Genomic DNA, 26,906 nt, shown 5'->3' on the forward strand with positions numbered 1-26,906 from the left:
TTTCATCAAGCTCAACTCACTCAACTTCTCAGCTAAGCAATCGAAACTTGACACGATGAAAGCGTCAGTTCCTAAACTTTTCGATTGTCCAGGTTCTGCCGGCGCGTTCCCTCTCAGGAACGGTTGGCGGTGCGGTCTCGCGACCGCTTGTGAAACTTACAACACCGTGGGATCTCTCCCTCTAGGCCTTGTAAGCACCCCCAAACATTACAAGCTCGCGCTCTTCATGCTTAGAAGCTGCGCTCCAGGCTTCCGCCTGCCGCGCAGTCCAAAAACATAGCCCACTTACACCCCTCTTCGCAACTGATTAGCGAATCAAGGAAGCAGAAGTGACTCTCCCCATGGCCTTAGGCGCTCAAGTTCAGCCTGCGAACTCGCTGCAAGCACAGGAAAACTGACATCAGAAAGATCTTGTCCAGGCGTCAGGGCCGCGGGATCGTGATCAAGCCATTGCAGGGAACAGCCCAGTTCGCTCAGAACGAGCCAAGCTGCCGCTAAATCCCAAATCTTGGGTGTGGCCTCCAAGGCTGCCACTGTCTGCCCCATCGCCACGCTGACCAGATTCAGGCTGGCAACACCAAGCAAACGAATTTTTCCTGGGAAAGGATCCTGATGGCGGCGCTGCAGCACCCGAATTGCACGACTACAAAGCGACACACAAGCACTGCCAGCTTGCAGGCGGGTCTCAGGTGAGAGAGGTTTGCCATTGCGCCAGGCGCCTCGACCGCGGATCGCCACAATGCGCTGACGCAGAGAAGGAATCTCAAGAAAAGCCTCGGTAGGACGTCCGTCAACAAAACGAGCCACGGAGATCGCCCAATAAGGAATGCCAGCAGCGAAGTTGGTGGTGCCGTCAAGAGGATCCACCACCCAGAAGGCTGAAGAGGAGGGGCAGCTCTTGTCACCCTCCTCACTGAGGGTGAATTCCCCGGGAGCGAGCTCAGAAAGCCCTTCCACCAGGGCCTCATCGCTCCAGCGATCACAGGCAGTGATCAAGGAACCATCAGCCTTGATATCGGAAACAATATGCCCGAAATCTTGTCGTTGCCGATCGGCGACCCTGTCGAGCAGCTGATGAACTGCAAGTAACTGCTGAGGATTAAGGAGTCTTGAGGTCAACGTCGCATCATTGTTCAAGAACCCAATAGGGACGCTTGGCAGGCAGGAAGGTTGGGTGAGGGTTTGATCTGAACCTCTTCCGATTCAGGGCGTTGTGGCTTATTAGACGGCAAAACTTTAGGTGGGCAGGAAATGACCTGGTCGAGCCCGGTGTATCTCCTTAACTCAGCAATGGTGATGTTGTAGAGGGAAATAGCATCAACATACTGAAACTGTGCTCGAGTGAGGTCTCTTTGGGCATCAACCACTTCACGTTGTGACGTGACGCCTGCAGCAAAACGAAGTCTTGAGAGTCGCAATGATTCGCGTGCTGATAAAACCTCTCGAGTGCTCGTGAAGATGGTCTGCTGATTAGCACGCAAATCGTAGAAACTTTGTTCAACTTGAAGGCGAATGACACCACGTTGGTTCGCAAATTCGTAAGCGCTTGCCTCGGCAGCTTGCTTTTTGCGGCGATAGTCAGCGCGTGCCCTTCCCCCATCAAAAATATTCCAAGTTGCTGAAAGACCGACTGCATTGTTCATATTCCAACCGTAAAGATCCCTGTCAGTGGAGGGATCCTGATATACCTGAGTATCATTCCGTTGCGTATTAAAAGTGTTATAAAGAGATAGAACTGGTTGCACCGCAGCAAGAGCAGCATTAGCACTGCTATTATTGATTGAAATATCAAGAATGAACTGATCGAGCTCTTCGCGGAAGGCATAGGCAGCAACGATACTCTCCTGTAATGAGGGCTTCCAACTCCCCACAATCACCGAAGGCGAAGCTGCAGTCGGAGTAATATCTTGAGGCAGATTAATAATTTTGGCCAAGCTTCTACGAGCTTTAGATTGAGTACTCAGAGTTTCGATTAGTTGACTCTGATTTCTAGCAAGTTGCGTTTCAGCTTCAAAGACTGCCAATTTATTAGCAACGCCGGCCTGAAAACGTGCTCTTGCATAACGCAAACTCAACAATGAGGCAGCTACAGACTCCTTGCCAACATTGACCTGAGAGTCTGATCTTTGAAGATAGTAATAAGCCTTGGCGGCTTCTAAGCGCAGATTTCTTAATGCAATCAGGTAGGCGTCGCGAGATCTCTCAAAGCGGTCGCGGGCAGCTGAAATTTGAGGAACTCGGGCTGGATCAATCAATTTCCAATTCAGCTGTGCACGGAAGTTGGCCGTATCTTCCTCAGTAAATTGAACCTGACCTTGAGTCTGCTGCTTTTGATCGAACTGCTGGTCCTGTCTTGATAAATATTGGGGCAGGCCATTGGCCGTGAGATTGAGTGTTGGGTACCAGCTGGAAATTGCTGCTCTCAAGCTCGACTTGGCTTGCTGCACCTCGAGAGCCACAGCCTTGAGCTGTGGATTATTGACTTCAGCAAGTTGTTCAACTTCAGCGAGCGTGAGCGGCCTGAGCTCGCGAATACGCACCTGATCGGGCTGACTCGGCAGCACAAGACTCGGTGGTGAGCTCAACGAATCGAGCGTCTCAGGCAGTGTTGTCGCTGCCGGTGGAAGAACAGAGGGATCTGCCTGCGGCCGAGATCCTTTCTGTTCAATGGCCGTCGGCAATGTGCTCTGATCAATGAGGGCCGCGCCGTTGTCTGACGAAGAGTCAGAAAGCTCTTGAGCGGAGGCAACTCTAGAGATTTGGACGGGCACGATGCCTGCAATCAAAAGAAGGCTTGCAGCTGTCCGACGCACATCAAATCCTGATCTCGGTGGAGCTTAGGTGGTTTTCTCAGGATCTCCGAGCACCGCAGCCACGATGTCAGCTGCTCCATGCACGATCCGAATTGGAACAGGAAGTTGCTCCTGAACCTGATCCAGAGTCATGTCATCGAGGAAGACAGGCTGCCCCTGCCGCAACATCACTGAAGGGAGCAGCACCTGATCCCCTAGGTCCTGATCCTTGAGTCCGTCTAGCAGATCCTGACCAGTCAGCAGCCCGGTGACCACCTGGTCCTGTCCCCAGTATGGACTGGGAAGACCATGCATCCGAAGACTGACGCCATCAATCCTGTTAAGACGCTCGGTCACCGTCTCCAGAGCCCTATCCACGAGACGGCCCACCACCCAGCTGCTGCGCAGCGGCTCAGCGATACGCTCTGGCAGTGATGTCGTGGCCTCATCCAACGACTCGAGAAACGCCCGGATCGTTCCCACACCATTTTCTTGCTGAGGAAGATCCTCGTAGCTGAGGCGTGGGGGAAGTGGACGACCCGCAATCAAATACCACTCATCCGACAACCAAACAAAACGACTGCCGAAACGCCCTTGGAACTCAGTCTGGAGCGGTTCCACTGCATCGATGACCTGCCAGGCATCTTCAGGGGTGACAGCCCGCAGCCCATCACCAGGCGGGCGGAAACGAGTCAGACCCACCGGTACCACTGCTGCCGAAAGCACAGCAGGCCACTCAACACCTGCAAAACGGGCGAGATCACGCAAGGTGTTCAGGAGCGCGTCACCGTCATTGAGGCCCGGACACACCACCACCTGCGCGTGAATCTGCAAGTTGCGCTGCGCAAACCACTCCAGCTGCTTCAGCAGCTGGCCTGCTCGTGGATTCTCCAGAAGGGTGGATCGCAAATTGGGGTCTGTTGCATGCACTGAGACGAACAGCGGAGTCAGCCGTTGCTGCTCAATTCTCTCCCAGTCTGCGGCGTTCAAGTTGGTGAGCGTGAGATAGGAGCCGTAAAGGAAACTGAGTCGGTAATCGTCATCCTTGAGATAAAGACTGTCTCGATGGCCTGGCGGCTGCTGATCGATGAAGCAGAAAGGGCAACGGTTGGTGCATTGACGAAGGCCGTCAAAAAGGGCTTCGGTGAAAGCAAGCCCCAAGCCATCGTCAGCATCCTTCTCCAGCTCAACGCAATGCAGTGCACCGGCGCTGTCACGAACCTCGAGCGTCAGCTCCTCTTCAACAATGAGGTAGCGGTAATCAATCAGATCGCGGGGGCGCACACCATTAATGCTGAGCAGTTGATCCCCTGGCTCAAATCCCAGTTCCTCTCCGATTGAACCTGTCTCCACGGAGGCCACCACCGCAGGCTCAGGCTGTCGTGAGGGGCTTGCGGGGTTCAGAGCCGAAACAGCGACCCCTGCGGAAGGCTCATTCCACACAGCAAGGAGGCGACTGTGATCAGTTTGGAACGGCGGCGGACCACCACACCAGCAGCAACACTCCAAAGAGAAGCCGGTAGATCACGAAAATCCAGGTGCTGTGACGTTGCAGGTACTTCAACAACCAGTCGATGGCCAGCCAGGAGACCACTGCTGCAGAACCAATTCCGATCAGCAGAGGGAGTGCACCGCCAGCGCTGGGCTCACTAAATGCATCCTTGATTTGCACCAAACCCGCCAGGGTGATGGCTGGAATTCCCAACAAAAATGAAAACCGGGCCGCATCCGGGCGCTTCCAGCTGTCGAAAAGTGAAGCGGTGAGAGTGCTTCCCGATCGGGAGACCCCAGGGATTAACGCGAGCACCTGCGCGAGACCCACCACCAGGCCATCTCGTCCTTGCACCTGGTCGAGTCGCTTGAGGCGCGGGCCAAGCTTCTCTGCCAAAGCCAGCAACAACGCCATCACAATCGACACGACGGCGATCACCGGTTCGCTGCGCAACGGAGACGTTTCATAACCGGGCCAGAACAATTTGATGCCAAGGCCCACCACCAAGATCGGCACGGTGCCAATGGCCATCGCAATCCCCAAGCGGGCTTCCGGCTCGCGCCACTGCCCTCTGCGCAGGGCAGCGCATATTCCGTTCCACACCCCAACGAGGTCGTCGCGGAAGTAACCGATGACGGCAACGATGCTGCCCAGCTGAATCACAGCTGTGGCAGAGACACCGGGGTCCTGCCAACCGGCAAGAGCGGGCACCACCTTCAAATGGGCCGTGCTGCTAATCGGCAGAAACTCAGTCAGGCCCTGGACAACACCCAGAACAATATTTCTCCAGATGGCCTCGAGCAGTCCGGGTTCTGACACCTCTGAAGTCCTGAACACACGTTTAGGGACGCTATCGCCAGACCCAACGTCGAATGACATCAGACGCCTCACAAAAACGCTCAATGAGGCGCAAATCTTCTATGGTCACAGTCCTTTCTTCACATAAAGGCGGGAGCGGATCGTTGTTCAGTGGGCTGATACGCAACCAAGCCCTTGCTGAGCCGGTCCAGCCGATCGCTCTTGGGATGGCTGGGCTGCCCTTCTGGGCATCCACGCTGGTAGTGCTGCCTGTATTCGTGCAGGCGCCCTGGGTGCGCGAACAACCCTTCACCTCCTGTCTGTTCGGTCTTGTGCTCCTTTCAGTGGGCGTGATCACCAATTCGATTGCGCCCAAACAATGGAAAGATTTCGGAGCACTACTGGTTGGTTTTAGTGGCAGCTGGTTGGCTGGCAGCCTTTTCTGGGGGTGGCTTGCCATACATCCTTTGCTGCACCTGCCTGTTGAAGCTTTTGCTTTGCCTTTGGCGATCACCGGACTGGGAACTCGATGGCGCCTTGGATGCGCCTTTTATTTGGCTTCTCTACTGGGAACCGCGTTCACCGATTTGGCCATGGCCCTCACAGGCGTTATGGCCCTCTGGCCTGCGGTCATCGGAGCTTCTGCGTCAGACGCAACTGGTCTGCTTCAGGACGCTGCAGCCTACGTACTCAGACCAACTTCTCTGCTGACGGTCACCGCGACAGGAGTGATCATTGTGCAGTTCGTTCAGTACTGCAGATCTCGCAGCAGCCTGTCTGCAGCGAATGACAAAGCTTGGGCTGTGGCGGCGGCCGTACTGCTCACAACCCTTCTGATTGACGGATTGTTTCTGTTGCTGTCTCTGCTCGCACCTGAACTCAGCGGCCTGGTCTGAAACGAACTGCAAAAAACTGCGACCCCTTGCAACAAATCCCGGCAATGGCACTTGTAAGGTTTGCAAGCCGGCAATGCCGGTAATCATCCCGTTCCGATCTTCTAGACGGAGAGTTCCATGAAGCGTCTGCTGTCCTGGCTGACAGGCATTCTTGTGATGGCAGGCCTGCTGATGGGCCTGCTGCTACCCGCGAGCGTTCAGGCTGCTGACATCCGCAACGTGGCTGACGACAAGATCGCTGAGCGTGGCGAAAAGGTGGATCTGAACAATTCCTCCGTGCGTCGTTTCCAGCAGTTCCCTGGTATGTATCCCACCCTCGCCGGCAAGATCGTGCTGGGTGGCCCCTACGAGAGCGTTGATGACGTTCTTTCTCTTGATCTCACTGATCGCCAGAAAGAGCTTTTCGAGAAATACCGCGACAATTTCACCGTCACAGAACCATCGATTGCTCTCAACGAGGGATTCGATCGCATCAATGATGGCCAGTACCGCTGAGGCAGCTCACTGAAATCGCCGATCTCCACTGATTGGATTGCTTCGATTGCGGTAAAACCGCCGGACAACCCGGCGGTTTTTTGGTGCTGACATGAAACACTCCGGCCCTGGCAACGAACCCATCCCCTCAGGTCCCTGGGACGTCGTGGTAGTTGGCGCCGGGGCAGCAGGCCTGATGACCTGCCTTGAACTGCCGGACGGGCTGCGAGTGCTGCTGGTGAATCGCAACACCAGCCGGCGCTCATCGAGCCGTTGGGCTCAGGGCGGAATCGCGTCCGTCACGCGTCGGGATGACAACAGCGGCAGCCATGCAACAGACACGATCCAGGCGGGCGCTGGCCTTTGCGACGGTGATTCCGTCCGTTTTCTCGTTGAGAAGGCTCCGCAATGTGTCGACAGGCTGCTCCAGCTGGGGATGGATTTTGATCGAAACAGTGACGGGAGCCTGGCCACCACCCTCGAGGCTGCGCACAGTCATCACCGAGTGCTGCATGTACAGGACAGAACCGGCCATGCTCTTGTCGATGTGCTTCGACAGCATGCAGAGCAGAGGCCCGGACTGCTGCATCGGAGGGGTGTTCGCGTCAGCCAGCTCTGGGTGGAGAACGGGCGTTGCTGCGGCGTCCAGGTGCTGGATGGGTTCAGGCTGCAATGGATCCGATCCAGAGCAGTGGTTCTGGCCACTGGAGGCGGAGGTCACCTCTATACGAACACCACAAATCCAGCTCAAGCAGCAGGGGAGGGCATCGCCCTGGCCTGGGCGGCCGGGGCTGCGGTTGAAGATCTCGAGTTCGTTCAGTTTCATCCCACTGCTCTGAAGCTTCCTGGAGCTCCCTGCTTTCTGATCTCCGAGGCCGTACGTGGTGAAGGAGGACGACTCGTGGACGCTGCTGGGAACAGTCCGGTCTCCGACTTACCAGGGTCTGATCTCGCCCCCAGAGACCAGGTCAGCCGTGCTCTCTTGAAAAGCATGCGCCTGCAGGGCATCGACCACATCGGCCTTGATCTTTCAGGGATTCCCCGCCACCAGGCTGAGCGTCGCTTCCCAACAATTCTTGAGCGGTGCCGCAACCACAATCTCAATCCTCTTGAGCAACCAATCCCCGTGGCGCCCGCAGCCCATTACTGGATGGGAGGGGTGTCAACCGACCTTAATGCCGCCACATCACTGCCAGGGCTCTATGCAGTGGGGGAGGTGGCCTGCACCGGGCTGCACGGAGCCAATCGTCTGGCCAGCAACTCGCTCATGGAGTGCCTGGTCTTTGCTCGCCAACTGGGAGCGATCGACCTACCGGCTGTTTCAGAAGACGATCGCGAGCACTGGAGAAATCGAAGAGACACAGCCAGCACCAGTCAGATCCATGCCCGCAGCAACACCAGCATCGGCGTACTAACGCGCAGCATCAACCAGCTGAGTGAACAGTGCTGGGATGTGGCCGGAGTCAATCGCTCCGCAGCTGGGATGCAGACGCTGCTGCAGTGGACCAAGAGGTCCATGAGCCCCTTGGAGCAAGAAGAGCTGCTCTGCGTGGTCAACCGCCAATCCCATCAACAACTGCTGGAACTGGAGGAGCCCAGTCGCCAGGAACTGAACTTGCTACTGGACCTCATCCATCGGCAGCGCACTACTGCTCTGCTGCTGGAAGCCTGTCTGTTTAGAACCGAAAGCCGAGGAGGACATTTCCGCAGTGATGCCCCCTGCTCCCTCCCCCAATGGCGCCGGCACAGTCGGCAGCTGAGGGGACAAGGAATCAAAACTCGCGGTGTCACGGAATAACTAACGCACTGAGCAAACAGTTGGTTGAGCAAACAGTGAATCAGGCGCTCAGAAGTTGTTGTCTCCCTTGAAGCCGGACAAACCCGCCAGGGTTTTCAGATCTTTGACACCTGAATCAAGCTTGCCGTTGATCTCCCAGGTGGGGAAACCTTCGATCTTCTTGCTCTGGCAAAGCGCCCGTTGACTGTTCTGACCGTCCTCAGCGCATTCAACGACGGTGAGCTTTTTGGCAGCTTCCAAACCGAAGTCCTCCTTCTGCTCATGACAGTGAGGACACCAGTAGGCGCTGTACATGACAGCTCCAGTCGCGGTGAGATGTTCAGCCAGAGCCACCTTGGCGGGAGTGCTTGCGCTGGTGACAAGCGGAGGCGCACCAGGACCGGTCACGGCCGCCTCAGGACGGGCAGGATCCAGCACCGAGGCCCAGATCAGACTGCCCAGCAACACAGCCAAAGCCAGAAGAATTCCACGGAAGAACAGCTGCGAGGGGTCGTCCCATCCACCGCCAATCACGCAAAGGATCAGCAGCAGAACCGACAACGTCGCTGAGAGCACGCAGAAGAAACAGAAGGCCTGAATCTTGAAGACCATCAAGCCCAGCAGCACCATGCTGAAGACAGCCATCCCCAGCGAAACAGTGAACAGTCCCCACCAAGTGCGCCGGGACAGATCACTGCGGTTCTCCATCAACCCCGGTAGCAATGGCACTAGGGCCATCACCAGAACAGCGAGGTAAGCAAGCAGACCGGCAAAAGACAGCGGGATGCTGAAGGTCTCCGTCTGGGCAAGGGTTCCCCAGGGACTATTTAGGACCATGTCGCAACCATCACCGCCCATCGGGCAGGTGAGGTCACCGAGCATCCCCCAACGCTTCAGGGTGATCGAACCCGTATCGATCACTCCGACGGTTCCCAGCACCGCCATGCTGATGCGCGCCCATTTGAAGCCCTGGTCTTGGCGACGACGGCTGGTGAGTCGGGTGGTGCCCATGCGCACTGAACGGATTACTCAAATTTTGGCAGCAATCAGCACGAGATTTATGGTGAAAGTCGATGCGCAGTGCCCATGTCACCGGACCAACCTCCCGGACGCGACATGGTCAGCACACGGCCGACCGTGGCTTTCGCCCATCTGGGATGCGAAAAGAACCGGGTCGACACTGAACATATGCTCGGACTGCTGACGCAAGCGGGCTATGGCGTCAGCAGTGACGAAAGTGACGCCAACGTGGTGGTTGTGAACACCTGCAGCTTCATCCAGGAAGCCCGAGAAGAATCGGTCCGGACCCTGGTAGGACTCGCTGAGCAAGGCAAGGAACTGATCATCGCCGGCTGCCTGGCACAGCATTTTCAGGAGGAGCTGCTCGACTCCCTACCGGAAGCCAAAGCCATCGTCGGCACTGGCGATTACCAACACATCGTGGAGGTTCTGGAGCGGGTCGAGGCCGGGGAACGCGTTAATCGGGTCAGCAAGAACCCGACGTTCGTCGGCGATGAAACACTGCCTAGGTATCGCACCACTGGAGAAGCGGTTGCTTATCTGAAAGTGGCCGAAGGTTGCGATTATCGCTGCGCGTTTTGTATCATTCCGCATCTACGCGGCAATCAGCGTTCCAGAACGATCGAATCGATCGTGACAGAAGCCCATCAACTGGCTGAGCAGGGCGTTCAGGAACTGATTCTGATCAGCCAGATCACCACCAATTACGGGCTTGATATCTATGGACGACCTCGCCTTGCGGATCTTCTCAGGGCTCTCGGTGAGGTGGAGATTCCCTGGATCCGGGTTCATTACGCCTACCCCACAGGTCTGACCCCTGAAGTGATCTCGGCTTACAGAGAAGTCCCCAACGTTCTTCCCTATCTCGATCTGCCTCTTCAGCACAGCCACCCCAAGGTGTTGAGGGCCATGAACCGTCCCTGGCAGGCGGATGTCAACGAACGGTTGATGAGTCAGTTACGAGAGCAGCTACCGGATGCCGTGATGCGCACCACCCTGATCGTGGGCTTTCCCGGTGAAACGGAGGAGCAATTCGAGCACCTGGCTGGGTTCCTCGAGAGCCAGCGCTTCGACCATGTTGGAGTGTTCACCTACTCAGCAGAGGAAGGAACCGCCGCGGCCAAGCTCCCGAATCCGGTGCCAGCCGAGATTGCCACCGCCAGGAAAGATCGGCTGATGACCCTGCAACAACCAATCTCAGCCGAAGCCAACACTCGCTGGGTGGGACGCACCGTGGATGTGCTGATCGAACAGCACAACCCGAGCACAGGAGCCATGATTGGGCGTTGCGCTCGCTTCGCACCTGAAGTAGATGGCGAAGTGCAAGTCCAGCCACGCGCGGATGGCATGCAAGCAGGACCAGGGACCATGGTTCCAGTTCGAATCAATGGAGCCGACATCTACGACCTAAACGGCGAAATCGTGGGAGCAACCGAAATGGTGGCCTCAGCTCGCACCAGCCATTGAGCCACCCTTCATCACATGCACGCCAACGCATCATCTTCCTGATCGCATCTGGCTTGAGCACTGCCGGTTCCTTCGCAGGGCTCACCGCTAAGGGATGGATCCTGATGGATGAAACCAAGGCACCCATGGTGCTAGCCCTGCATTTCGCCGCTCTCTCCCTGCCCACCATGCTGGTGAGCGGTCCCGCCGGCGTGCTCACCGACCGGGTTGGCTGTGAGCGGGTGTTGATTCAGGCGCAGTGGGCACTGCTCGGAGCTGGCTTGCTGGGAGCTCTTTCCATCCCAGTGTTCGATGGGCAAGCACAGATTTTGATGCTGCTAGCCAGCACCTTGCTAGTGGGCATTGCCGGTGCCTATGAACTCACAGCTCGCAATAAGTACTGCGCTCTGCTGGTAGACGAAAACTCCGAGCTGGCACCCTTCCTGACGAGCTTCTCGGTGGTCTTCAACGTCGGCAAGCTAGTGGGACCTCTTTTAGGGGGCTGGCTTATCACTCTGACGGGACCGGCCACAGCCCTCACCCTGGATGCAGGCACCTATCTGATACCGATCGCCAGTGTGATTTGGCTGCTGAATCCGAGAACAGAACTGGAGGAGCGCAGTGCTCCTGGAGAAAAGGCATCACTACGTGTGGCCTGGCGGGAATGCGGCAGCACCCTGAGGCATGTGTTGATGTTCACCGGCTTGATGTGCGTGGTGGGGTTTTTCCACCCTGGGCTTGGGCCCTTGATCGCCGCTCGCGAGCTGGGAAATACACCCATGGATCTTGCGATTTTCACCAGCGTTCTGGCCCTCGGGAGCATTGCTGGTGGACTACTGCTGCAACGCAACAGTCATCGCTTCTGCCGAAGACCCTCGCGAACTCTGGCCGGTTTTGCACTGATTACAGCCATAGCTCAGCTGGGCATGGCCTACGGCGGGGACGTGCCCTTCTTGCTTGCCATGACGCTGTTAATTGGAGCAGGTACTGCAGGACTGCTAAGCAGCAGCAATCTGATCACCCAAGTGGGTTCAACGCAGATCTTGCGCGGACGAATGGCCGGCCTTGGTCAGATTGCCTTTCTGGGAGGGGGTGGACTCAGTGGTCTGATCGCCGCGCAACTCACTGTGACGATCGGGCTTCAGGCAACCTTCGCCATCAGCGGGTCCGTCGGTGTTGTGCTTGCCCTGTTTGAAATCTGGCGGCGCGGTGGAACAGTGCTGAATGAGGTCAGATCAGTTTGATCCGGCGAAGCACGAAACTGAGTGCCACAGCGGTGGTGAGCCCAGCTCCGACCAGACCTACGTAGATGAGGACGCCCATGCCTGTCACAGATTGCAGCACCTATTAGATCAGAGATTAGGTCTGGAATCAGCCGATCCCCCTTAAGCTTCTGCACAACGAAATCAAATAAAAACGGAAGGTTCTGTCCGCAGGGTCGACCGCACGTCACAGACAGGCCCACCTTCCTCGCCACGGATCATGCGCACCTTATTTATTTATCCCCTCTTCCCGAAGACTTTCTGGAGTTACGAGAAGATCCTGGAGCTGGTGAATCGCAAGGTACTGCTCCCTCCCCTGGGACTGGTCACCGTGGCTGCACTGCTCCCCCAGGAATGGGACATGAAGCTCGTCGATCGCAACGTTCGGGAGATCAGTGAAGAGGAATGGAATTGGGCCGAGCTGGTGGTGATATCAGGAATGATCGTCCAAAAAGACGATATGCAGATTCAAATCGCTGAAGCCAAGCGCCGCGGGTTGCCAGTGGCCGTGGGAGGCCCCTACGCCAGTTCCACGCCGGATGCGCCGGAAATCGAACAGGCCGACTTCAAAGTTCTAGATGAAGGTGAAATCACCCTTCCGATGTTCATCGAGGCCATTCAAAAAGGTGATAGCGGCGGTCGATTCAGCTCAGAAGGAGAAAAACCTGATGTCACGGCAACTCCGATTCCCCGCTTCGACCTGCTGCAGCTCGATGCTTACGACTCGATGAGTGTGCAGTTCTCGAGGGGCTGTCCATTCAATTGCGAGTTCTGCGACATCATCGTTCTCTACGGACGCAAACCACGCACCAAGAATCCTGAGCAGCTCATCGCTGAGCTCCAGAGCTTGTACGACCTGGGCTGGAGACGATCCATCTTCCTTGTGGATGACAACTTCATCGGCAACAAGCGCAACGCCAAGCTGTTACTGCCTCAGATCAGAAGCTGGCAGGAAGAGCGGGGCTACCCCTTCAGCTTCGCGACTGAAGCGTCGGTCGATCTTGCCGATGACGAGGAGATGATGCGCATGATGCATGAAGCACGCTTTGAAAGTGTGTTCCTCGGCATCGAGACTCCGGATGAGGCGAGTCTTGCAACCTCTAGAAAACTTCAGAACACACGCAACCCATTAGATGCGGCCGTGGACCGAATCACGGCGAACGGTATCCGCGTGATGGCAGGTTTCATCATCGGTTTCGACGGTGAAAAAGACGGCGCAGGCCGTCGCATTGTGGACTTCGTGACCAGAACCGGAATTCCTGCAGCCATGATGGGAATGCTGCAGGCGCTTCCGAATACCGCGCTCTGGCATCGCCTCGAGAAAGAAGGGCGTCTGATTCAGGACAAGTCCGCCGCAAAGGGTGTGAATCAGACCAACCTGCTGAATTTCAAACCCACTCGCCCGATCCGGGACATCGCCAATGAATACGTCGATGCCTTTTGTGCGCTTTATGAACCCAATGCGTACATGGATCGCGTTTACTCCTACTACCTGAAAATGGGTGCTCCCCGCTGGAAAGGCACATCCAAGCTGCCAACCTGGACTGACATCAAGGCCCTGTCCATCGTGGTCTGGAGACAGGGGCTTAAGCGTGACACCCGAAGTCGCTTCTGGCGCTACATGCTCAGCATGGCTCGACGCAATCCAGCGATGCTCGAGCAATTCCTTGTAGTGCTTGCACACAACGAGCACTTCCTCGAATACCGCGCAATCGTGCAACGCGAAATCCGTGAACAATTGGAATCCTTGCCACCTGAGGAGCCCAGCACGTCGCGCGAACTGCTAACTGCCTGACCTGGTCAATCCTGACTGTATGGAAGCCCTGCTTTCAAGCAGGCTTCGGCTTTTTGCAGCTCCCTGCCTAGGTACAAGGCGTGATCAAGTCGGCTAACAGGAAGTGGTCCATCGGCTTCAGTCAAAGCAATCCCTAACTCCTTAGCGGTTCTGCCTCGGAAGCAAGTACTCGGCAACCGCGGGCCACCGCCACGGCAGGACAGAACTTCTCCGGTTTCCGGATCGATGGCACGGCCTCGTTCGTCCACATCATTGCTGTAGTGCTCTGCAATGAGCTCACCGGACTCGGCATCAAGCTTGATCAGGAAATACCCAGATGGATCAAGCTCGATGAACCGCTGCGAAAGCTGGTCGTCAAGTGAGGAAGTGCCTTCTGCCATCATCACACCTTACAAATGATCGCCTCAGACCATCAATTCAGGCGGCTTAGTGCGGAAGGGAAGCTCGGCGTTGATGGCCTCGATCTCCTCCTCCATCAGACCATTCGCCCTGGGCAGCCAGGAGCGGATCAGTCCATCCATCCGCGGTTCATACCAGCGATGAAGGCTGGTCCGAGCTTGCGCCACAAAACCTCGTCTGCGCTTATGACTGCCACCCGCCCCTGGATCAAAGCTGTGCAGGCCCTGACGCAGGGCCCACTCGATCGGCGCGTAGTAACAGACCTCAAAATGAAGACAATCGATGTCTTCCTCACTGCCCCAGTAGCGCCCCCAGAGATGGCAATCGTCCTGGACACACAAGGACATCGCCACAGGTGCAAAGGGATCTCCGCGATGGGCACTGAACAGCACCACATGCTGAGCCAGTGCAGGGTCAACCAGTCGCTTGAAAAATGAACCCTGAAGATATTTGCTTCCCCAAGGGCCCCAACGGGCGCAATGCTGCTCATAGAACGAATGCATGCGCACCAACAGCTCAGGCGTGAGTTCTGAGCCAGTCAGGGGCGTCACGACTAGCCCTGCCTGGCTCACCGCCTTGCGTTCGCGCTTAATATTGCGCCTCTGATTGGCATTGAAGCCAGCTAGATAGTCGGAGAAATCCTTTTGGTCTTCCGCAGACCAGAGGCTCTGGTGATTCACCCATCCCGCACAGCCCGCAGCCTCAGCCAAGGGCTGCCAGAGAGGATCTACGTAGAGAAAGTTACAGCTGAGAATGTTATTGCGAGCTGCGAACTCATCAATCAGCTGAAGCATCATGACTGTGATGTCCTGAGCATCTTCATCCGGATGGATGTGGAAGCGATAGCCCTCCACAGGGCTAACTGGACTCATCCCGATCAGCTTGGGGTAGTAGCGCAGCCCGAGATCACCTGCCAGGCGTGCGAACGACTGATCAAAGATGAATTCGCCGTAGCTGTGTCCTTTGAGATAGAGAGGAGCGACTGCAATCAGGTTGTCTTCACCCCTCCAAAGCGATAGGTGCAGTGGCTGCCAGCCCTGATCCGGCGCCACACTGCCTGAATTCTCAAGAGCCTCAAGCCAAGACCAGCGATAAAAGGGGTTCGCATGCTCTGCGAGCAACTCCTCCCATTGCAGCTGTGGGATCTCTTGGATGCTGCGATGCCAACGAGCCGTGAGCGATGCCATCCAGGGCCAAGTGAAACGACTCGGCAACGACACTAACCAGCGAAACCTCAAGAGGAGAAAATGAAGGCGCGTTTGGGCCGGGGTCATGCCCAGATGGTCTCAGCAGAACCTGAGATGGATCACAACGCTGTTGATCTCTCCCCTGCTTCTGGAGTTGAGCTCCGCTCATCAAACTGCCAAGGCGGGGCTGTTCCAGCCCTTGATTCAACTGTTGCAACCACAGATCGAACGCCAGCTTGTGAACGAATGCCGTCAGCTGGCTGAACAGGCTCTGGGTGGTGTTGCAGCCGAGATCGCTCCGACAGGCCGTTTGAGCAGTGCAGTCGAAGAGCCTTGCCGGAAATTAGCCCGCCCTGTCAGTGAGTGTCTGATCAGAGAAACAAGCCGAAGTGGCAGGGAGCTGGGAGTGCTAACGGAACTGCTAAGAGGCAGGGTTGGCGACGACGCGAGTGTGGTGATTCAACGTTGCCTGGCATCCCTGACTGGCCTTCCCCCATCCAGGCTGAATCAGATTCCCGTTCAGGAATTAATCGAGCGATTACGTCGGTAGTGCACTAGGAGTTCATTATCGCCAAGGGAACGAGCATCCACCAAGCTCCATGCCTGCGAAGACGCGAGCGACGCTGGTAATGGAGTCTCCGCCTGCAGCAGCCAATGGAAGGATCCGCCCAGGATCCTGGGACTCAGAGTCAGTTGCAACTCATCAACGGCATCCTGGGCCAGCAAAGAGTGAGTCAAGACAGCGCCACCCAGAAGGACCAACCGCGACCAGCCCTTGGTGGCCAGATCATTCAGCGTTTTGCTCCACCGGGACGACAATCGACAACAAGACTGGAAGCCAGGAACAGACCCGTCGCATGCAGACAGCAGATGGCGTTCGAAAGGTTGCTGGAAAAAAGGCCACTCCAAAGGAAATCCAGCCTCACGACTGACAACTAATGCTGCCGGTTGAGGCGAGCGTCCTTGGACATGACGTTGGTTCAACAGATCCCAATCACGGATCACACAACTGGAGTGATGGGCTCTGAGTGTGCCCGCTCCGATCAGAGCTGCATCACTCCAGGCAAGCGCCTCCTCTAGAACACGACGATCACCCGATCCACCTAGCTGAGCTGCCCCTCCAGTCGGCGGAGCAAGACGGCCATCGAGACTGACAGCGAGCACCAAGCGAACCTTGGGTTGCAGGAGCGATGAGGGGAATTCAGACAGGAACCGCCGCCTCAAGCGTCGAAGGAGTCATCTCCAGCTGGGGGACTTCGGCATAAACCTCAGCCGCATTGTTGGGGCTTTCCTGCAAGCGCACCTTGTGGAGACTGGCACCAATCGCCTTGATGGGAGACGACAGACGGTCTGCGATATGCAGCGCAATGTTCTCTGCTGTGGGAACACATTCAGCGAAAAAGGGCACATCCTTGTTCAGGAACGTGTGATCAAACGGCTCAACCACAAGGTCATCCACGAGGCGTTGCAGCGCGGAGAGATCGCAGACCATGCCGGAGCGCGGATCGATCGGGCCTCGCACCGTGACATCAACTAGATAGTTGTGGCCATGACCGTGGGGACGTGCGCACTTGCCATAAATGCGCTCGTTCTCTTCCTGGCTGAGTTCAGGTCTTGCCAAGCGATGGGCAGCAGCGAAATGGGTGCGGATCGTGAGAAAGGCGTCCATGGGATGTCCGAGATAGTCGGCCCAGAGGCCTGGTTGTTCGTAGAGGCGCAATGCCGTGATGGGCAGATGAGGGCTCAGACGAGCCCAAATCTGCCGGACGATGGCCTCAGTGGTGGGTAGACAACCCTCCGGCTTGGACACATCGAATTCGGGCCAGGCGTCGTTGAGAAAGCGAAAGTCGAGCTGGCCGGTGACCTCGCTGCGGATGGCGTGCTTCACCTCCGAGAGATTGAGCACCATGCCATGCGAATCAAGGCCACCGGCCATCGAAACAATCAGCTCATAGTTGTGACCATGGCCAGGAGCCAGTGCGCAGGGGCCGAAACGCGCGGCATTGTCATCAGCGGACAATTCAGGCAACCAATACCGGTGGCTCGCACTGAAACAAGCACGTCGGGTGATGACGCAACCACGTCCGCGGCCATGACGTGCAATTGACTTCATTTCAGTCATGTGACGGTCCGGCCAGAGGGCATCCTAATGAGCTAACGGCAATTCCGAGTCATGGCGGAGACCTCTCCAACCCTGCGGCAGCGTCTGGGAGGACGCAGTCTCTATCTGGTGGGCATGATGGGCAGCGGCAAAACCAGCACCGGCAGGCCCTTAGCGGAGAAGCTGGGGTATGGATTCGTCGACGCGGATGCGGTAATCGAGCAGGTGGCTGGCTGCACCATCTCCGAAATCTTTGAACGTGATGGTGAAGAGGAATTCCGCAGCCTCGAAACGCAGGTGATGAGGTCCATCAGCGAACGTCATTCACTCGTCGTGGCTACCGGTGGCGGGGTTGTCACCCGAATCGAAAACTGGGGAATGATGCAGCAGGGCATCGTGATCTGGCTCGACGTCGAACGCCGTCAGCTGCTGCAACGCCTGCAGAGCGACTCCACTCAACGGCCGCTATTGATGACAGAGGATCCTGCCGAAGCACTTGACGCGATTCTCAAGCAGCGACGGCCTCTGTACGACGAGGCCGATCTCACAGTGGTGATCGAGTCCGAATCAGCCGACGTCGTTGCAGACGGAATCATTCAGCTGCTGCCGGAATTGATCAAGGATCCACCCAAAGAACGACCGGAATGAGAATCAGGAGCCAGGTGGATCCAGACGCACCGCGTACCACTGCAGAGCGATGCCAGGCGAAATTTCCAGTTCACAGGCTGTATCCATCAGGCGAAGTGCCGCCTGTTCAGGGCTCTCACAACTGCTGAGATCCGAAGGCCAGGGATCCAGATCCTGCAGTCGGCCGGCAAGCCATGTCAGGGTGTCGTCCGCTGTCAGCAGCTGTTCAGGTTCGCCTGGCACCAACACCACGTAGTGATCGAGGGATCGAATCAGAGGGTCGGACATGGCAAAACCGTTGTTGACACTGCTGATCACCATGCTGCTGCAGATTGTGTCGGTTCAGTCCGCCGATGCGGCCAGTGATCGTGGAATCAGCTTCCTTGAGCAGCGATTCCAAAACTGGCCGCAATGGTCCTTGCCGGCACCTCTGCCTCGACCCCGCGCCAAACAAGACCTGATCTATCCCGACTGGTTTTTAGGGACATGGCAGGTGACCAGTGAGGCACTCGATGATTCAGGCCAACCCATTCCCAACGATCGCCCCCTTGTGCATGAGGTCCGTTTCCTGCGCAACCGTCGCAGCGAACTCATTGGTGACCGCCCCTTCAACGCTGCTGCGGTTGGGAAAGCACTGCTTGGCGATCAATTGCTGTCGGTCGAACAGGATCCCAACCAGGTGAACCGTCAACTGGCGAGGTTTCGAGACGATGTGTTGCTCGAAACCACCGTGATTGGCCGGCGAGAGACGAGCCCGCAAAAGGGCTCTGATTTCTTCAGTGATGAACTCGTCTTGCAGATCCTGCACGGACCGGGGGCGCCGCGGCTGAGCAGGATTGAAACCCTCACGCACTACATGCAGTGTGGAGAAGACATCTGCGCCGACCAGCGTCAGGTGAGCCATGCAGGGCCTGGCCTGGAAACCGACCAGACACTGGCGGGACGCAGCAGCCGTTTCAAGCTCAGGCTCAGACCACTGGAGCTGGATCAAGGTTGATCAGCCGACTCTCCAGTTGATCGCGCCAGCGAAACAGGTCCTGAAGACGGGGATGATCACTGATCCCTGGAACACCTCGACCGGCGAGTGATTCTCCCGAGGAAGCAGGAAAACGAAGCAGCGACAACTGAGCAGATACAGCAAGATCCGCAAGGCTGACGCCATCTCCAACCAGAAAGCCATTGAGATCCAGGCCCTCCGCGACGGCACACAGGCTGCTGAGCATTGACGCTCTCTGCTCCTGACCGAGCAATTCACCAAGACTGCTGAGCCAACCACCTGGCAGACCCGACATCACCTGACGCACCGGTGAGGGAACATCATCCGGGAGCAGCACGTCTCGCAGCTGAGCATCATCGGCAGCCGCCTGAACAAGCGCAGCCCTGACCGCAGCGGCAAGGGTGGTATCGGCCCAATCTTCAATCAGCTGCATCTGAGCGCGCTGGCGGGGATCAGAGGGAATCAACGCCGGCTCGGGCCGGAGTTCTTCCAGATAGCGGCAGATGGCACTGGAATCAGACACCACAACCTCCCCATCCACAAGAACGGGGACTTGCCGTTGGCCGGAAAGCCGGAAGAGTGAAATCTGACCAATGCCAGGGGTGACTTCAACCTCGCGATAACTGAGTCCCTTGGCTTGCAACGCCATCCGTACCTTGAGGCAGAAGGCCGAGTGACGAAACTGATGAAGCTCCAGCACGATCAAATTGACTCAAATTCCAATGTAGGCACCAACTGATTTTTTCGCCGAAGGTGTCTGTAGACAAAAGAAAAGAAAATCACAAATTACCTGACTCCAACGCCGGCAATTGCTAACAAAAAAGTAGCCTGAATTTTTCAATGACGGAAACAGTAAATCAATACAACTTGAACAAACATCTTCTCCTAGACTGGGACATACCCGATCCATCCGCAGACCTCATTCTTTGGCATGAGGGCTACAAGGCAGCAACTAATTCCACAAGCAAACTCTTTAACGATCAAGAGTGGGAAAAATACACGGATTCAATTATCAATTTCGCCAATCACAACGACTTCAAAGCGATTGGAATTTCCATCGTCTTCGCTGACGACAACTCAACACTTCCCGTCAACGGAGTGGACTGGATCAACAAATTCATCGCAAAAGCCGAACCAAACTTCAAAATTGGAATTGACATTGGCTACCAAAGCGGCAAAAAACCTATTAATGACACCAAAAAGTTTCAAGCAATGGCAGAAACTTTGTCTGAGATTAAATCCAAAGAACCTTTGATTATTGGCTTAGACGGAGAACAGAAGGTAGTTGCGGACAACGCCTTAGAGTTCACAAATAATTTTAAAACGGCTCTCACCGATGCAGGTGTCAAGATCGACGAATTTGTCATTCTCTCGCAGATGAAACCTAAAGCAAACTGGGAGGGCAACCTGCTTAATGGTTTTGAATTTTACTCTCAGAAGAAAAAAGGCACTCAGAAAAAGAGCTTGAATCATCTCTATAACCAGTACGCGAATAAGCCCATAAAAGCATTCCAAGAATTCAACGACCTTGTCGAGTCAGGCCAAACAATCGCCAAAGCCTCCGACCTTCCAGGCCCTGGCACAGCACCTGTGTTTGCAATCTCTCGGTCTGATGACAATTGCCTGGGCGGAAAGCTGGCATCTGAGTCGAAGTTAAACAAATGCGGCATTACTGATATTTTTGGCCAATGGAGATGGGATAAATTCGAAGATTTTCTTGGTCTTTACACTGCCCACTATCCAACTACGGACAAGATCTTCATTTTCCAGGGAGAACAATTACCCTGCGACTGGCTTACAGAGGCGCCCAAATGTGCCTGCTAAACAATTGCACGAGCCCACTCCGCGCAACTCAATTCTGAGCAAATTAAGCAAGGAAGCAATCAACCCATTGAATTACTTTAGCCTCTTGAATATCCCACAATCCAGAAACTCTAATACTCAAACTGCAACATGACCTAAAAACCAAGGCCGATGATTGATTTGCCTTACACCGGCACTTATTCAAAATCTATCGGAATTGTTCGACCACTTAAAAGCGAAACATTCCTTGGGGTGGATTGCGAGCTTCGAGGCGGTCCAGTTTCGATGCATTACTGAGCCGAGACATCAGCCAATTGAGCTAAAGAACCACCATCTGCACCTGATAGTGACCAGGCGCCCCATCACATGAGCGATCGAGCGGTCACAGGCCAGAAGACTATGGGTGGAACAGAGCTGCTGATCCGTGGGATGGTCCCCACTGAGCTCTTGTGACTGGCTGAGCTGAGCAGCTGATTGAACAGCGGCTCTGGCACGTGGCCTTAAAGATGGTTCTTGGTCAAAGAGCGATGATCACCCAGGTTCGAGCAATAACTGCAGTGGATCGTGCCAGCCACAACTTGGGCCAAGAAAGCCGTCAATCTGATGCTTTTGGCCTAGACAGCCTGGTTAGTCTCAATATCATTTTCGAAAGAGAACTTGCTGTTCGCCGTTGAGTGCGCTCTCTCCTGCAGCATGCTCAGCCATTACGGGGGCATCGGATTCCCCAAGACACCCTGCGATAACTGGCCATGAAAGAGTTTTTCATCAACGTGACGCGCTACCCGCGCTATTTAATCGCTTTCAGCCTGGGTGTGATCAATTCGGTTGCAGAGCCGCTCGCACGTCGTCGTAGCAACCCAGTGACCGCGGTCGCACTGATTGGGGCTCTGATCAGTGGCTTCCTCAGTCTGAGCTTTGTCCTGCGTGCCATGGTGTCCTCAGCACCGCAGAGCTGACATGGCCCCGGGACGTCGGGTTGAACGCGTTGCAGCCCTCATCAGGCGAGAGATCAGTGAACTGCTGATCAATGGGATTCGCGATGAACGCGTGCATCAGGGCATGGTGAGCATCACGCATGTGGAGGTCAGCGGCGACCTCCAGCACTGCAAGATTTTTGTCAGCGTCCTGGCGGACGACAAAGCTCGCACAGAAGTCATGGACGGTCTGCAAGCCGCCAGCGGCTACCTCAAGGGGGAACTGGGTCGTCGTCTGCAGATGAGACGATCCCCTGAAGTGATATTCCAGCTCGACCGCGGTCTCGAGAAGGGAACCACGGTGTTGCACCTTCTCGGAGAACTTGAGCGAGAGCGAGAGGTGAAGGGCAGCATCCCTCCTGGCAGCGACGACACTGAGTCTCCAGACTCCAATGACTGAAGCTGAACGTCGCCAGGCTGTTGCCAGGCTGCTCGTCATCCGTGCCAGCGGTCATGCCGAAGACCGGCAGCGTCAGTACCCCGTTTGGGAGCACTGCAATCGTGAGCTGCAGAGGCTGCTGAAGTCAGGAGTTGGCGGGGTGATTCTGCTGGGTGGCAGTGCCACGGAGCTGCAACAACGATGTCGAACGCTTCGAAGCTGGAGCAACAGCGAAGACCTACTGCTCTGCGCCGACGTGGAAGAAGGAATTGGCCAGAGATTCGCGGGAGCCACTTGGTTGGCTCCACCGATGGCACTGGGCAGGCTCCATCAAACCAACCCGGATCACGCCCTGGCGCTGGCCGAGCGTTACGGCCGCACAACCGGAGATCAAGCGCACCGATGCGGCCTCAACTGGGTTCTCGCTCCGGTCTGCGATGTGAATAGCAATCCTGAGAACCCGGTGATCAATGTGAGGGCGTGGGGCGATCAACCTGAATCCGTTGCGGATCTCGTGGCAGCGTTTCAACGTGGCCTGAATTCCGCTGGCGTTCTTGGCTGCGCCAAGCATTTCCCAGGTCACGGCGATACAGACCAGGATTCGCACTTAGAGCTTCCTCTGATTAACCACGAACGCAGCCGACTCGACCGGGTGGAACTGGTGCCATTCCGGCGATTGATCGACTCGAAAATCGCCAGTGTGATGACAGCACATCTGCTAATCCCGTCACTGGACGACTCGCAGCCGGCGACCTTGTCGCGAGCGGTGCTGACAGATCTGCTGCGAACAGAGCTTGGTTTCAGTGGCCTCGTCGTCACTGACGCACTGGTGATGGAGGCGATCTCCAGCAGGGCAGGTCCGGGAGAAGCCGCGGTTCAGGCCTTCGCTGCTGGAGCGGATCTGATCCTGATGCCCGCTGATGCCGATGCGGCGATCAATGCCATCTGCACAGCACTGGCAGACGGCAGGATCCCTGAATCCCGCCTTCACGAGTCACTAAAGCGACGCACAGAAGCCTTGCAGCGCTGCGACAAGCACTCCTTGAACGACACCGTGGTCGACCTCGAAACAGCAACGGATCGTGGACTGTGCATCGAGCTCATCGACAGCTCACTCGAGGTGCAGGGCCCCCTGCTTCCACAGCATCGTGAGCAACACGGTGTGACCTTGATCCGAGTGGATGGAGTACTCCCTTGCGCATTTCTGCACGCCAATACCGCAGCGATCACCACACCCGAACGCCATGGATACAAAGCTCTGATCTGCCACGACAGGGGGATTGAGCCCTGGAGCAACGAGCAATCCCCCGCCGGGCCACTTGATCTGGAGCGATTAGGGAAGGGGCCCGTTTTCCTGCAGTTGTTTCTGCGCGGCAATCCATTCCGTGCCGGCCAGCAGCGCAAAGAACCCTGGGCTGAAGCCATCCAACAATTGCTGGCAGTTAAGCGCCTATCGGGCATGGCGATCTACGGCTGTCCCTACCGATGGGACGCGCTGCGCAAGCTCATTCCTGACAACATTCCTGCGGGGTACAGCCCGGGACAGATGCCTGAAGCACAGCAGCAGCTGTTGGCACGAATGATGGGGGTCAGCAGCGAAGCGCACGAACGCCAAGACTTCACTGACTAAACAAACAAAGCTTGTCGAAAGCGCAGCCCTGGAACAGCCTTAGCCTCTGCGGCAGTGCTCATCACCAACACATGCTCAGCCTCTCGATGATCGTGCGCGATGAGGAAGCGCGGATCGAGGCCTGCCTCCGCTCTGTCAAGGGCTTCGCGGATGAGATGGTTCTTCTCGATACCGGCTCAGTGGACAACACCATCGCCGTGGCAGAGGCCTGTGGAGCGCGTGTTGAACGGATGGACTGGCCAGGAGACTTTGCGCCAGCACGCAATGCAGCCCTTGAAATCGTGCGGGGTGACTGGGTTCTGGTGCTCGATGCCGATGAAGAGCTCCGCTCAGAAGCAATCCCGCAGCTCAAAGCCTTGATGGCACAGCCGGATGTGCTGGTGATCAACTTGCTGCGACACGAACTAGGAGCAGCAATGGCTCCCTATTCCAATGTGAGCCGCTTGTTTCGCCGACATCCTCGAATCCGATGGAGCAAGCCTTACCACTCGATGATCGACGAGAGCGTAGATGCTCTGCTGAAGCAGGAGCCTGGCTGGCGCATTGCCAACTGCACTGAACCAGCACTGCTGCATGAGGGATACCGGCCGGATCTGCTGGCTGGATCCGACAAAGCGCAAAGGCTGCGGCAATCGATGGAGAGCTGGCTGAAAGACCAGCCCGATGATCCCTATGCCTGCGCCAAACTCGGTGCTCTGGAAGTCAGCGACGGCAACCGGGCCAGAGGGCTCAGTCTCCTTCGCCATGGCCTGGAGCAGTTGCCCGAAGGCGATGGGAGCAGCGCTGAGCGTTATGAATTGCTGCTCAATCTCGGAATCGCGCTAGCTAGCGACGACAGCGATGCAGCCGTGAAGTGCTATCGCGAGGCTCTGCAGCAACCACTGGAGACTCGCCTGAGCCTTGGCGCGCGTCTGAACCTGGCGGCCTTGCTGATGCAGCGCAATGAACTGGACGAAGCTATTCAGCTCACCACAACCGCCTGCCAACGAGCACCTGAGGTGGCACTCGCCTGGTACAACCTTGGACTAATGGAACGTCGTCGTGGCGACCTGCTAGCAGCGATCAAGGCTTACGAGCGATCCCTGAGCGTGAATCCCACCCACGCTGAAAGCCATCAGAACCTGGCCGTGGCCAGGCTGATGGGTGGGGACATCGATGGTGCGCGCGCAGGATTCCGCCAGGCCATCGCGCTGCTCCGCGAGCAGGAGCGTCAGGGAGAAGCCTCCGCCCTGCATGCCCAGGTGCATGGATTAGTGAAGCTGGACGATGAGGCCAGCGCATGAGCTCCGATCAGGCCCAGCCTTTGCAGGGATACACGGTGGTGATCACACGTGCCCGTGAACAGCAGAGCGAAGGTCGCAGGCTGCTGCAGTCTCTTGGTGCCAAGGTGCTCGATTTGCCTGCGCTGGAAATCGGACCCCCTGACAGCTGGGCTCCCCTCGACGATGCTCTTGGCGATCTGGAGAACTTTCACTGGTTGATCGTCTCCAGTGCCAATGGCGTGGAAGCCGTGGAGTCGCGGCTGCAGCTCAGGGGACAAGGACTGATGCAACGCCCCGAGAGCCTCAAAATTGCAGCCGTGGGGCGGAAGACCGCTCAACGACTGGAAGAACTGGGTGCACCTGCTGATTTCGTGCCCCCCACATTCGTGGCCGACAGCCTGATCGACCATTTCCCGACCTCTGGTTGGGGGTTGAGAATTCTGCTGCCGCGGGTGCAGAGCGGCGGACGCACACTGCTTGCAGAAGCTTTTGGAGAAGCGGGCTCACGGGTGGTGGAAGTAGCGGCTTACGAATCACGCTGCCCCACATCCATTCCCGCAGACACCCTTGAAGCGCTGGAGAAAGGGGAGGTCGATGTGATCAGTTTCAGCAGCGGTAAAACCGTGACCCACACCGTGCAGCTGCTCGAGAAAACGCTTGGAAACACATGCACTGACCAGCTATTCAATAAACCTGCTGTGGTTTCAATCGGTCCACAAACCAGTCAACGCTGCAGAGAATTGCTGGGGAGAGTGGACCAAGAAGCGGCTCCTCACGACCTTGAGGGACTGGTCCAAGCCTGCGTTCAGGCAATGCAGCGGGGGCGCTGAGACTCTCCGGAGATTGAAAAGCTCAGACACCCTCGGTCCAGATCAATACTTTGTATGGCCCAACCGATTGGCAGCAGAGTCGCTGCATCGCCAGAGCAGCGGCCACGCGGACCAATGCAGACGGTTCCAGACACTTCAGAAAGGCTGACGAGTGCCCGCAATTCAGCACCGACAGCCACCACACCCCGGACCTTGAAATCCGGTACAGAGGCTGCGTTCGGATCAATTTGAGAGGCTTCAACAGAAGAACTGATCACGGTTGGCGCGAAAGGGTCGGTTCGGCCTTCCGGCACGGATGACAAAACCTGCTCACGGGTGGGTAAGGGGGTTAGGCCGGTCGAGGGTGAAGCGGGACTTGGCAGAGACATCTCTGCGACAGGCTTCTCAGCCAACCTCTCATCCGCTGCTGCCTCGGTGTTGTTGTGCTGTTCACAACCGCTAAGGCATCCCATCGCAACAAGTAGAAGCAAAGCCAGACCAGAAGTTGCAGCTGGAATGGGAGAAGCGATCACCTCAGCTCTGCGTTGCGTATCCGCTTTCCACCAGATCTCGGAATCGGTCAATATTCGCTTGAAGTTCCTTGGTCACAATTCCACCGAGAATGCTGGGTTCCATCAAGGGGGCAAGAACACCTGGGAGTTCGTAGGTGACGCTGAGTTTTACCGCCGTGAGCTGAGGTTGTTCTGCGTAAAAGCGCACCCCTCCCTTGGTGGGCAAACCTCCCACCGACTCCCAGTGGAGTTGCTGGGCTTCAACTCTCTGAGTGATTCGAGCCTTCCAATGAAAACGGAAACCTTGAGCTGCAAGTGTCCAGTCGGTGAGATCGGGATCGTCGAGGGTCTTAACAGATTCGATCCAACGCATCCACTTGGGCATCGCCTCCAGATCGCTCCAGACATGCCAAACCCGCTCAACGGGAGCCTTGACCTCAGTGGTTACGGAATGTTCGAGCCAACGTCCCATCG

29 protein-coding genes are annotated in these 26,906 nt (G+C 56.5%); 15 read left to right on the forward strand and 14 right to left on the reverse strand.

Translation table 11 applies throughout. The annotated features are described in order from the left end of the window. Positions 1–315: 315 nt before the first annotated feature. The 4 genes from SynBIOSU31_RS12875 to SynBIOSU31_RS12890 form a co-directional block, all read right to left on the reverse strand. Positions 316–1,119, reverse strand: coding sequence for an inositol monophosphatase family protein (locus SynBIOSU31_RS12875; RefSeq protein WP_186490626.1), 804 nt, complete (start codon positions 1,117–1,119; stop codon positions 316–318). Between the two features lie 14 nt (positions 1,120–1,133). Next, positions 1,134–2,771 (reverse strand): TolC family protein, encoded by a 1,638-nt coding sequence (locus tag SynBIOSU31_RS12880; protein WP_255477245.1) that lies wholly within the window; start codon positions 2,769–2,771, stop codon positions 1,134–1,136. A 66-nt stretch (positions 2,772–2,837) separates the two neighbouring features. Next, positions 2,838–4,235, reverse strand: coding sequence for a TIGR03279 family radical SAM protein (locus SynBIOSU31_RS12885; RefSeq protein WP_186490636.1), 1,398 nt, complete (start codon positions 4,233–4,235; stop codon positions 2,838–2,840). A 19-nt stretch (positions 4,236–4,254) separates the two neighbouring features. Next, a complete protein-coding gene (locus tag SynBIOSU31_RS12890; protein WP_186490638.1) occupies positions 4,255–5,163 on the reverse strand; it encodes an undecaprenyl-diphosphate phosphatase in 909 nt (302 codons plus the stop codon). An 83-nt stretch (positions 5,164–5,246) separates the two neighbouring features. Here SynBIOSU31_RS12890 and SynBIOSU31_RS12895 point away from each other — a divergent pair, with 83 nt between their 5' ends. From SynBIOSU31_RS12895 to nadB, 3 genes are all read left to right on the forward strand, one after another. Continuing rightward, positions 5,247–5,978, forward strand: coding sequence for a DUF3120 domain-containing protein (locus tag SynBIOSU31_RS12895; RefSeq protein WP_255477247.1), 732 nt, complete (start codon positions 5,247–5,249; stop codon positions 5,976–5,978). Between the two features lie 117 nt (positions 5,979–6,095). Further along, positions 6,096–6,473, forward strand: coding sequence for a photosystem II complex extrinsic protein PsbU (psbU, locus tag SynBIOSU31_RS12900; protein WP_186490640.1), 378 nt, complete (start codon positions 6,096–6,098; stop codon positions 6,471–6,473). Positions 6,474–6,564: 91 nt separating this feature from the next. Next, on the forward strand, positions 6,565–8,250 hold the full coding sequence (nadB, locus tag SynBIOSU31_RS12905; protein WP_186490642.1) for an L-aspartate oxidase: 1,686 nt from the start codon (positions 6,565–6,567) through the stop codon (positions 8,248–8,250). A gap of 48 nt (positions 8,251–8,298) precedes the next feature. On the opposite strand, the gene SynBIOSU31_RS12910 is transcribed toward nadB, so the two are convergent. Next, positions 8,299–9,240, reverse strand: a complete 942-nt coding sequence (locus SynBIOSU31_RS12910) for a vitamin K epoxide reductase family protein (protein ID WP_186490644.1) — start codon at positions 9,238–9,240, stop codon at positions 8,299–8,301. Between the two features lie 75 nt (positions 9,241–9,315). On the opposite strand from SynBIOSU31_RS12910, the gene rimO reads away from it, so the two are divergent. After that, a complete protein-coding gene (gene rimO, locus SynBIOSU31_RS12915; RefSeq protein ID WP_255477248.1) occupies positions 9,316–10,716 on the forward strand; it encodes a 30S ribosomal protein S12 methylthiotransferase RimO in 1,401 nt (466 codons plus the stop codon). 53 nt (positions 10,717–10,769) lie between these two features. Next, complete coding sequence (locus tag SynBIOSU31_RS12920; RefSeq protein ID WP_370593633.1) at positions 10,770–11,939, forward strand: MFS transporter; 1,170 nt, start codon at positions 10,770–10,772, stop codon at positions 11,937–11,939. Here the strand turns inward: SynBIOSU31_RS12920 and petL are convergent. Next, a complete protein-coding gene (gene petL, locus SynBIOSU31_RS12925) occupies positions 11,926–12,018 on the reverse strand; it encodes a cytochrome b6-f complex subunit PetL (protein ID WP_186490648.1) in 93 nt (30 codons plus the stop codon). The genes SynBIOSU31_RS12920 and petL overlap by 14 nt on opposite strands. A 159-nt stretch (positions 12,019–12,177) precedes the next feature. Here petL and SynBIOSU31_RS12930 point away from each other — a divergent pair, with 159 nt between their 5' ends. Further along, complete coding sequence (locus SynBIOSU31_RS12930) at positions 12,178–13,752, forward strand: B12-binding domain-containing radical SAM protein (RefSeq protein WP_186490650.1); 1,575 nt, start codon at positions 12,178–12,180, stop codon at positions 13,750–13,752. 5 nt (positions 13,753–13,757) lie between these two features. Here SynBIOSU31_RS12930 and SynBIOSU31_RS12935 read toward each other — a convergent pair whose 3' ends face one another. Together SynBIOSU31_RS12935 and SynBIOSU31_RS12940 are read right to left on the reverse strand one after the other, a co-directional pair. Then, positions 13,758–14,132 (reverse strand): DUF4346 domain-containing protein, encoded by a 375-nt coding sequence (locus tag SynBIOSU31_RS12935; protein WP_186493071.1) that lies wholly within the window; start codon positions 14,130–14,132, stop codon positions 13,758–13,760. Positions 14,133–14,156: 24 nt separating this feature from the next. Then, entirely contained in the window at positions 14,157–15,338 is a 1,182-nt protein-coding gene (locus SynBIOSU31_RS12940) for a GNAT family N-acetyltransferase (RefSeq protein ID WP_186493072.1), read from the reverse strand. A gap of 85 nt (positions 15,339–15,423) precedes the next feature. On the opposite strand from SynBIOSU31_RS12940, the gene SynBIOSU31_RS12945 reads away from it, so the two are divergent. Then, on the forward strand, positions 15,424–15,888 hold the full coding sequence (locus SynBIOSU31_RS12945; protein ID WP_255477249.1) for a hypothetical protein: 465 nt from the start codon (positions 15,424–15,426) through the stop codon (positions 15,886–15,888). Here SynBIOSU31_RS12945 and SynBIOSU31_RS12950 read toward each other — a convergent pair. Together SynBIOSU31_RS12950 and SynBIOSU31_RS12955 are read right to left on the reverse strand one after the other, a co-directional pair. Continuing rightward, positions 15,858–16,562 (reverse strand): RibD family protein, encoded by a 705-nt coding sequence (locus SynBIOSU31_RS12950; protein WP_370593634.1) that lies wholly within the window; start codon positions 16,560–16,562, stop codon positions 15,858–15,860. The genes SynBIOSU31_RS12945 and SynBIOSU31_RS12950 overlap by 31 nt on opposite strands. Continuing rightward, complete coding sequence (locus SynBIOSU31_RS12955) at positions 16,540–17,460, reverse strand: 6-pyruvoyl trahydropterin synthase family protein (protein WP_186490654.1); 921 nt, start codon at positions 17,458–17,460, stop codon at positions 16,540–16,542. Before SynBIOSU31_RS12955 ends, SynBIOSU31_RS12950 begins: the two co-directional genes overlap by 23 nt. Positions 17,461–17,511: 51 nt before the next feature. On the opposite strand from SynBIOSU31_RS12955, the gene SynBIOSU31_RS12960 reads away from it, so the two are divergent. Then, positions 17,512–18,087: a shikimate kinase gene (locus SynBIOSU31_RS12960; protein ID WP_186490656.1), complete on the forward strand. Its 576-nt coding sequence runs from the start codon at positions 17,512–17,514 to the stop codon at positions 18,085–18,087. 3 nt (positions 18,088–18,090) lie between these two features. On the opposite strand, the gene SynBIOSU31_RS12965 is transcribed toward SynBIOSU31_RS12960, so the two are convergent. Continuing rightward, positions 18,091–18,354, reverse strand: coding sequence for a chlororespiratory reduction protein 7 (locus tag SynBIOSU31_RS12965; protein WP_186490660.1), 264 nt, complete (start codon positions 18,352–18,354; stop codon positions 18,091–18,093). Between SynBIOSU31_RS12965 and SynBIOSU31_RS12970 the strand changes: the two genes are divergently transcribed. Further along, positions 18,353–19,063, forward strand: a complete 711-nt coding sequence (locus tag SynBIOSU31_RS12970) for a DUF6816 family protein (protein ID WP_255477250.1) — start codon at positions 18,353–18,355, stop codon at positions 19,061–19,063. The two genes, SynBIOSU31_RS12965 and SynBIOSU31_RS12970, sit on opposite strands and share 2 nt — an antisense overlap. Here the strand turns inward: SynBIOSU31_RS12970 and SynBIOSU31_RS12975 are convergent. After that, the gene (locus SynBIOSU31_RS12975; protein WP_186490661.1) at positions 19,035–19,763 is read right to left on the reverse strand and encodes a glutathione S-transferase family protein; all 729 of its coding nucleotides are present in this window, start codon (positions 19,761–19,763) and stop codon (positions 19,035–19,037) included. The genes SynBIOSU31_RS12970 and SynBIOSU31_RS12975 overlap by 29 nt on opposite strands. Positions 19,764–19,903: 140 nt before the next feature. Between SynBIOSU31_RS12975 and SynBIOSU31_RS12980 the strand changes: the two genes are divergently transcribed. From SynBIOSU31_RS12980 to SynBIOSU31_RS13005, 6 genes are all read left to right on the forward strand, one after another. Next, positions 19,904–20,887: a hypothetical protein gene (locus tag SynBIOSU31_RS12980; RefSeq protein WP_186490662.1), complete on the forward strand. Its 984-nt coding sequence runs from the start codon at positions 19,904–19,906 to the stop codon at positions 20,885–20,887. Positions 20,888–21,615: 728 nt separating this feature from the next. Beyond that, positions 21,616–21,822, forward strand: a complete 207-nt coding sequence (locus SynBIOSU31_RS12985; RefSeq protein ID WP_066911775.1) for a DUF751 family protein — start codon at positions 21,616–21,618, stop codon at positions 21,820–21,822. A 1-nt stretch (position 21,823) separates the two neighbouring features. After that, positions 21,824–22,240, forward strand: coding sequence for a 30S ribosome-binding factor RbfA (gene rbfA, locus SynBIOSU31_RS12990; RefSeq protein ID WP_186490664.1), 417 nt, complete (start codon positions 21,824–21,826; stop codon positions 22,238–22,240). Beyond that, positions 22,233–23,849 (forward strand): glycoside hydrolase family 3 N-terminal domain-containing protein, encoded by a 1,617-nt coding sequence (locus tag SynBIOSU31_RS12995; protein WP_186490666.1) that lies wholly within the window; start codon positions 22,233–22,235, stop codon positions 23,847–23,849. Before rbfA ends, SynBIOSU31_RS12995 begins: the two co-directional genes overlap by 8 nt. Positions 23,850–23,920: 71 nt before the next feature. Continuing rightward, positions 23,921–25,132: a glycosyltransferase gene (locus SynBIOSU31_RS13000; protein ID WP_186493077.1), complete on the forward strand. Its 1,212-nt coding sequence runs from the start codon at positions 23,921–23,923 to the stop codon at positions 25,130–25,132. Continuing rightward, entirely contained in the window at positions 25,129–25,941 is an 813-nt protein-coding gene (locus SynBIOSU31_RS13005; RefSeq protein WP_186490668.1) for a uroporphyrinogen-III synthase, read from the forward strand. The genes SynBIOSU31_RS13000 and SynBIOSU31_RS13005 overlap by 4 nt, the downstream gene beginning before the upstream one ends. Here SynBIOSU31_RS13005 and SynBIOSU31_RS13010 read toward each other — a convergent pair. Beyond that, positions 25,917–26,504 carry a hypothetical protein gene (locus SynBIOSU31_RS13010; protein WP_186490670.1) on the reverse strand — a complete coding sequence of 196 codons (588 nt, stop codon included), beginning with the start codon at positions 26,502–26,504 and terminating at the stop codon, positions 25,917–25,919. The genes SynBIOSU31_RS13005 and SynBIOSU31_RS13010 overlap by 25 nt on opposite strands. Next, positions 26,455–26,904: an SRPBCC family protein gene (locus SynBIOSU31_RS13015; protein WP_186490671.1), complete on the reverse strand. Its 450-nt coding sequence runs from the start codon at positions 26,902–26,904 to the stop codon at positions 26,455–26,457. The genes SynBIOSU31_RS13010 and SynBIOSU31_RS13015 overlap by 50 nt, the downstream gene beginning before the upstream one ends. Between the last annotated feature and the right edge of the window lie 2 nt (positions 26,905–26,906).

This window comes from Synechococcus sp. BIOS-U3-1 (assembly GCF_014279975.1).
Classification (GTDB): Bacteria; Cyanobacteriota; Cyanobacteriia; order PCC-6307; family Cyanobiaceae; genus Synechococcus_C.

Bases quoted from the DNA above. Each gene is read 5' to 3' on its own strand.
- SynBIOSU31_RS12890 (WP_186490638.1), bottom strand. From the start codon at position 5,163: ATGTCATTCGACGTTGGGTCTGGCGATAGCGTCCCTAAACGTGTGTTC.
- psbU (WP_186490640.1), top strand. From the start codon at position 6,096: ATGAAGCGTCTGCTGTCCTGGCTGACAGGCATTCTTGTGATGGCAGGC.
- nadB (WP_186490642.1), top strand. From the start codon at position 6,565: ATGAAACACTCCGGCCCTGGCAACGAACCCATCCCCTCAGGTCCCTGG.
- SynBIOSU31_RS12910 (WP_186490644.1), bottom strand. From the start codon at position 9,240: ATGGGCACCACCCGACTCACCAGCCGTCGTCGCCAAGACCAGGGCTTC.
- rimO (WP_255477248.1), top strand. From the start codon at position 9,316: ATGTCACCGGACCAACCTCCCGGACGCGACATGGTCAGCACACGGCCG.
- petL (WP_186490648.1), bottom strand. From the start codon at position 12,018: ATGGGCGTCCTCATCTACGTAGGTCTGGTCGGAGCTGGGCTCACCACC.
- SynBIOSU31_RS12930 (WP_186490650.1), top strand. From the start codon at position 12,178: ATGCGCACCTTATTTATTTATCCCCTCTTCCCGAAGACTTTCTGGAGT.
- SynBIOSU31_RS12935 (WP_186493071.1), bottom strand. From the start codon at position 14,132: ATGGCAGAAGGCACTTCCTCACTTGACGACCAGCTTTCGCAGCGGTTC.
- SynBIOSU31_RS12940 (WP_186493072.1), bottom strand. From the start codon at position 15,338: ATGGCATCGCTCACGGCTCGTTGGCATCGCAGCATCCAAGAGATCCCA.
- SynBIOSU31_RS12945 (WP_255477249.1), top strand. From the start codon at position 15,424: ATGCCCAGATGGTCTCAGCAGAACCTGAGATGGATCACAACGCTGTTG.
- SynBIOSU31_RS12955 (WP_186490654.1), bottom strand. From the start codon at position 17,460: ATGACTGAAATGAAGTCAATTGCACGTCATGGCCGCGGACGTGGTTGC.
- SynBIOSU31_RS12960 (WP_186490656.1), top strand. From the start codon at position 17,512: ATGGCGGAGACCTCTCCAACCCTGCGGCAGCGTCTGGGAGGACGCAGT.
- SynBIOSU31_RS12970 (WP_255477250.1), top strand. From the start codon at position 18,353: ATGGCAAAACCGTTGTTGACACTGCTGATCACCATGCTGCTGCAGATT.
- SynBIOSU31_RS12965 (WP_186490660.1), bottom strand. From the start codon at position 18,354: ATGTCCGACCCTCTGATTCGATCCCTCGATCACTACGTGGTGTTGGTG.
- SynBIOSU31_RS12980 (WP_186490662.1), top strand. From the start codon at position 19,904: ATGACGGAAACAGTAAATCAATACAACTTGAACAAACATCTTCTCCTA.
- SynBIOSU31_RS12985 (WP_066911775.1), top strand. From the start codon at position 21,616: ATGAAAGAGTTTTTCATCAACGTGACGCGCTACCCGCGCTATTTAATC.
- rbfA (WP_186490664.1), top strand. From the start codon at position 21,824: ATGGCCCCGGGACGTCGGGTTGAACGCGTTGCAGCCCTCATCAGGCGA.
- SynBIOSU31_RS12995 (WP_186490666.1), top strand. From the start codon at position 22,233: ATGACTGAAGCTGAACGTCGCCAGGCTGTTGCCAGGCTGCTCGTCATC.
- SynBIOSU31_RS13000 (WP_186493077.1), top strand. From the start codon at position 23,921: ATGCTCAGCCTCTCGATGATCGTGCGCGATGAGGAAGCGCGGATCGAG.
- SynBIOSU31_RS13005 (WP_186490668.1), top strand. From the start codon at position 25,129: ATGAGCTCCGATCAGGCCCAGCCTTTGCAGGGATACACGGTGGTGATC.
- SynBIOSU31_RS13015 (WP_186490671.1), bottom strand. From the start codon at position 26,904: ATGGGACGTTGGCTCGAACATTCCGTAACCACTGAGGTCAAGGCTCCC.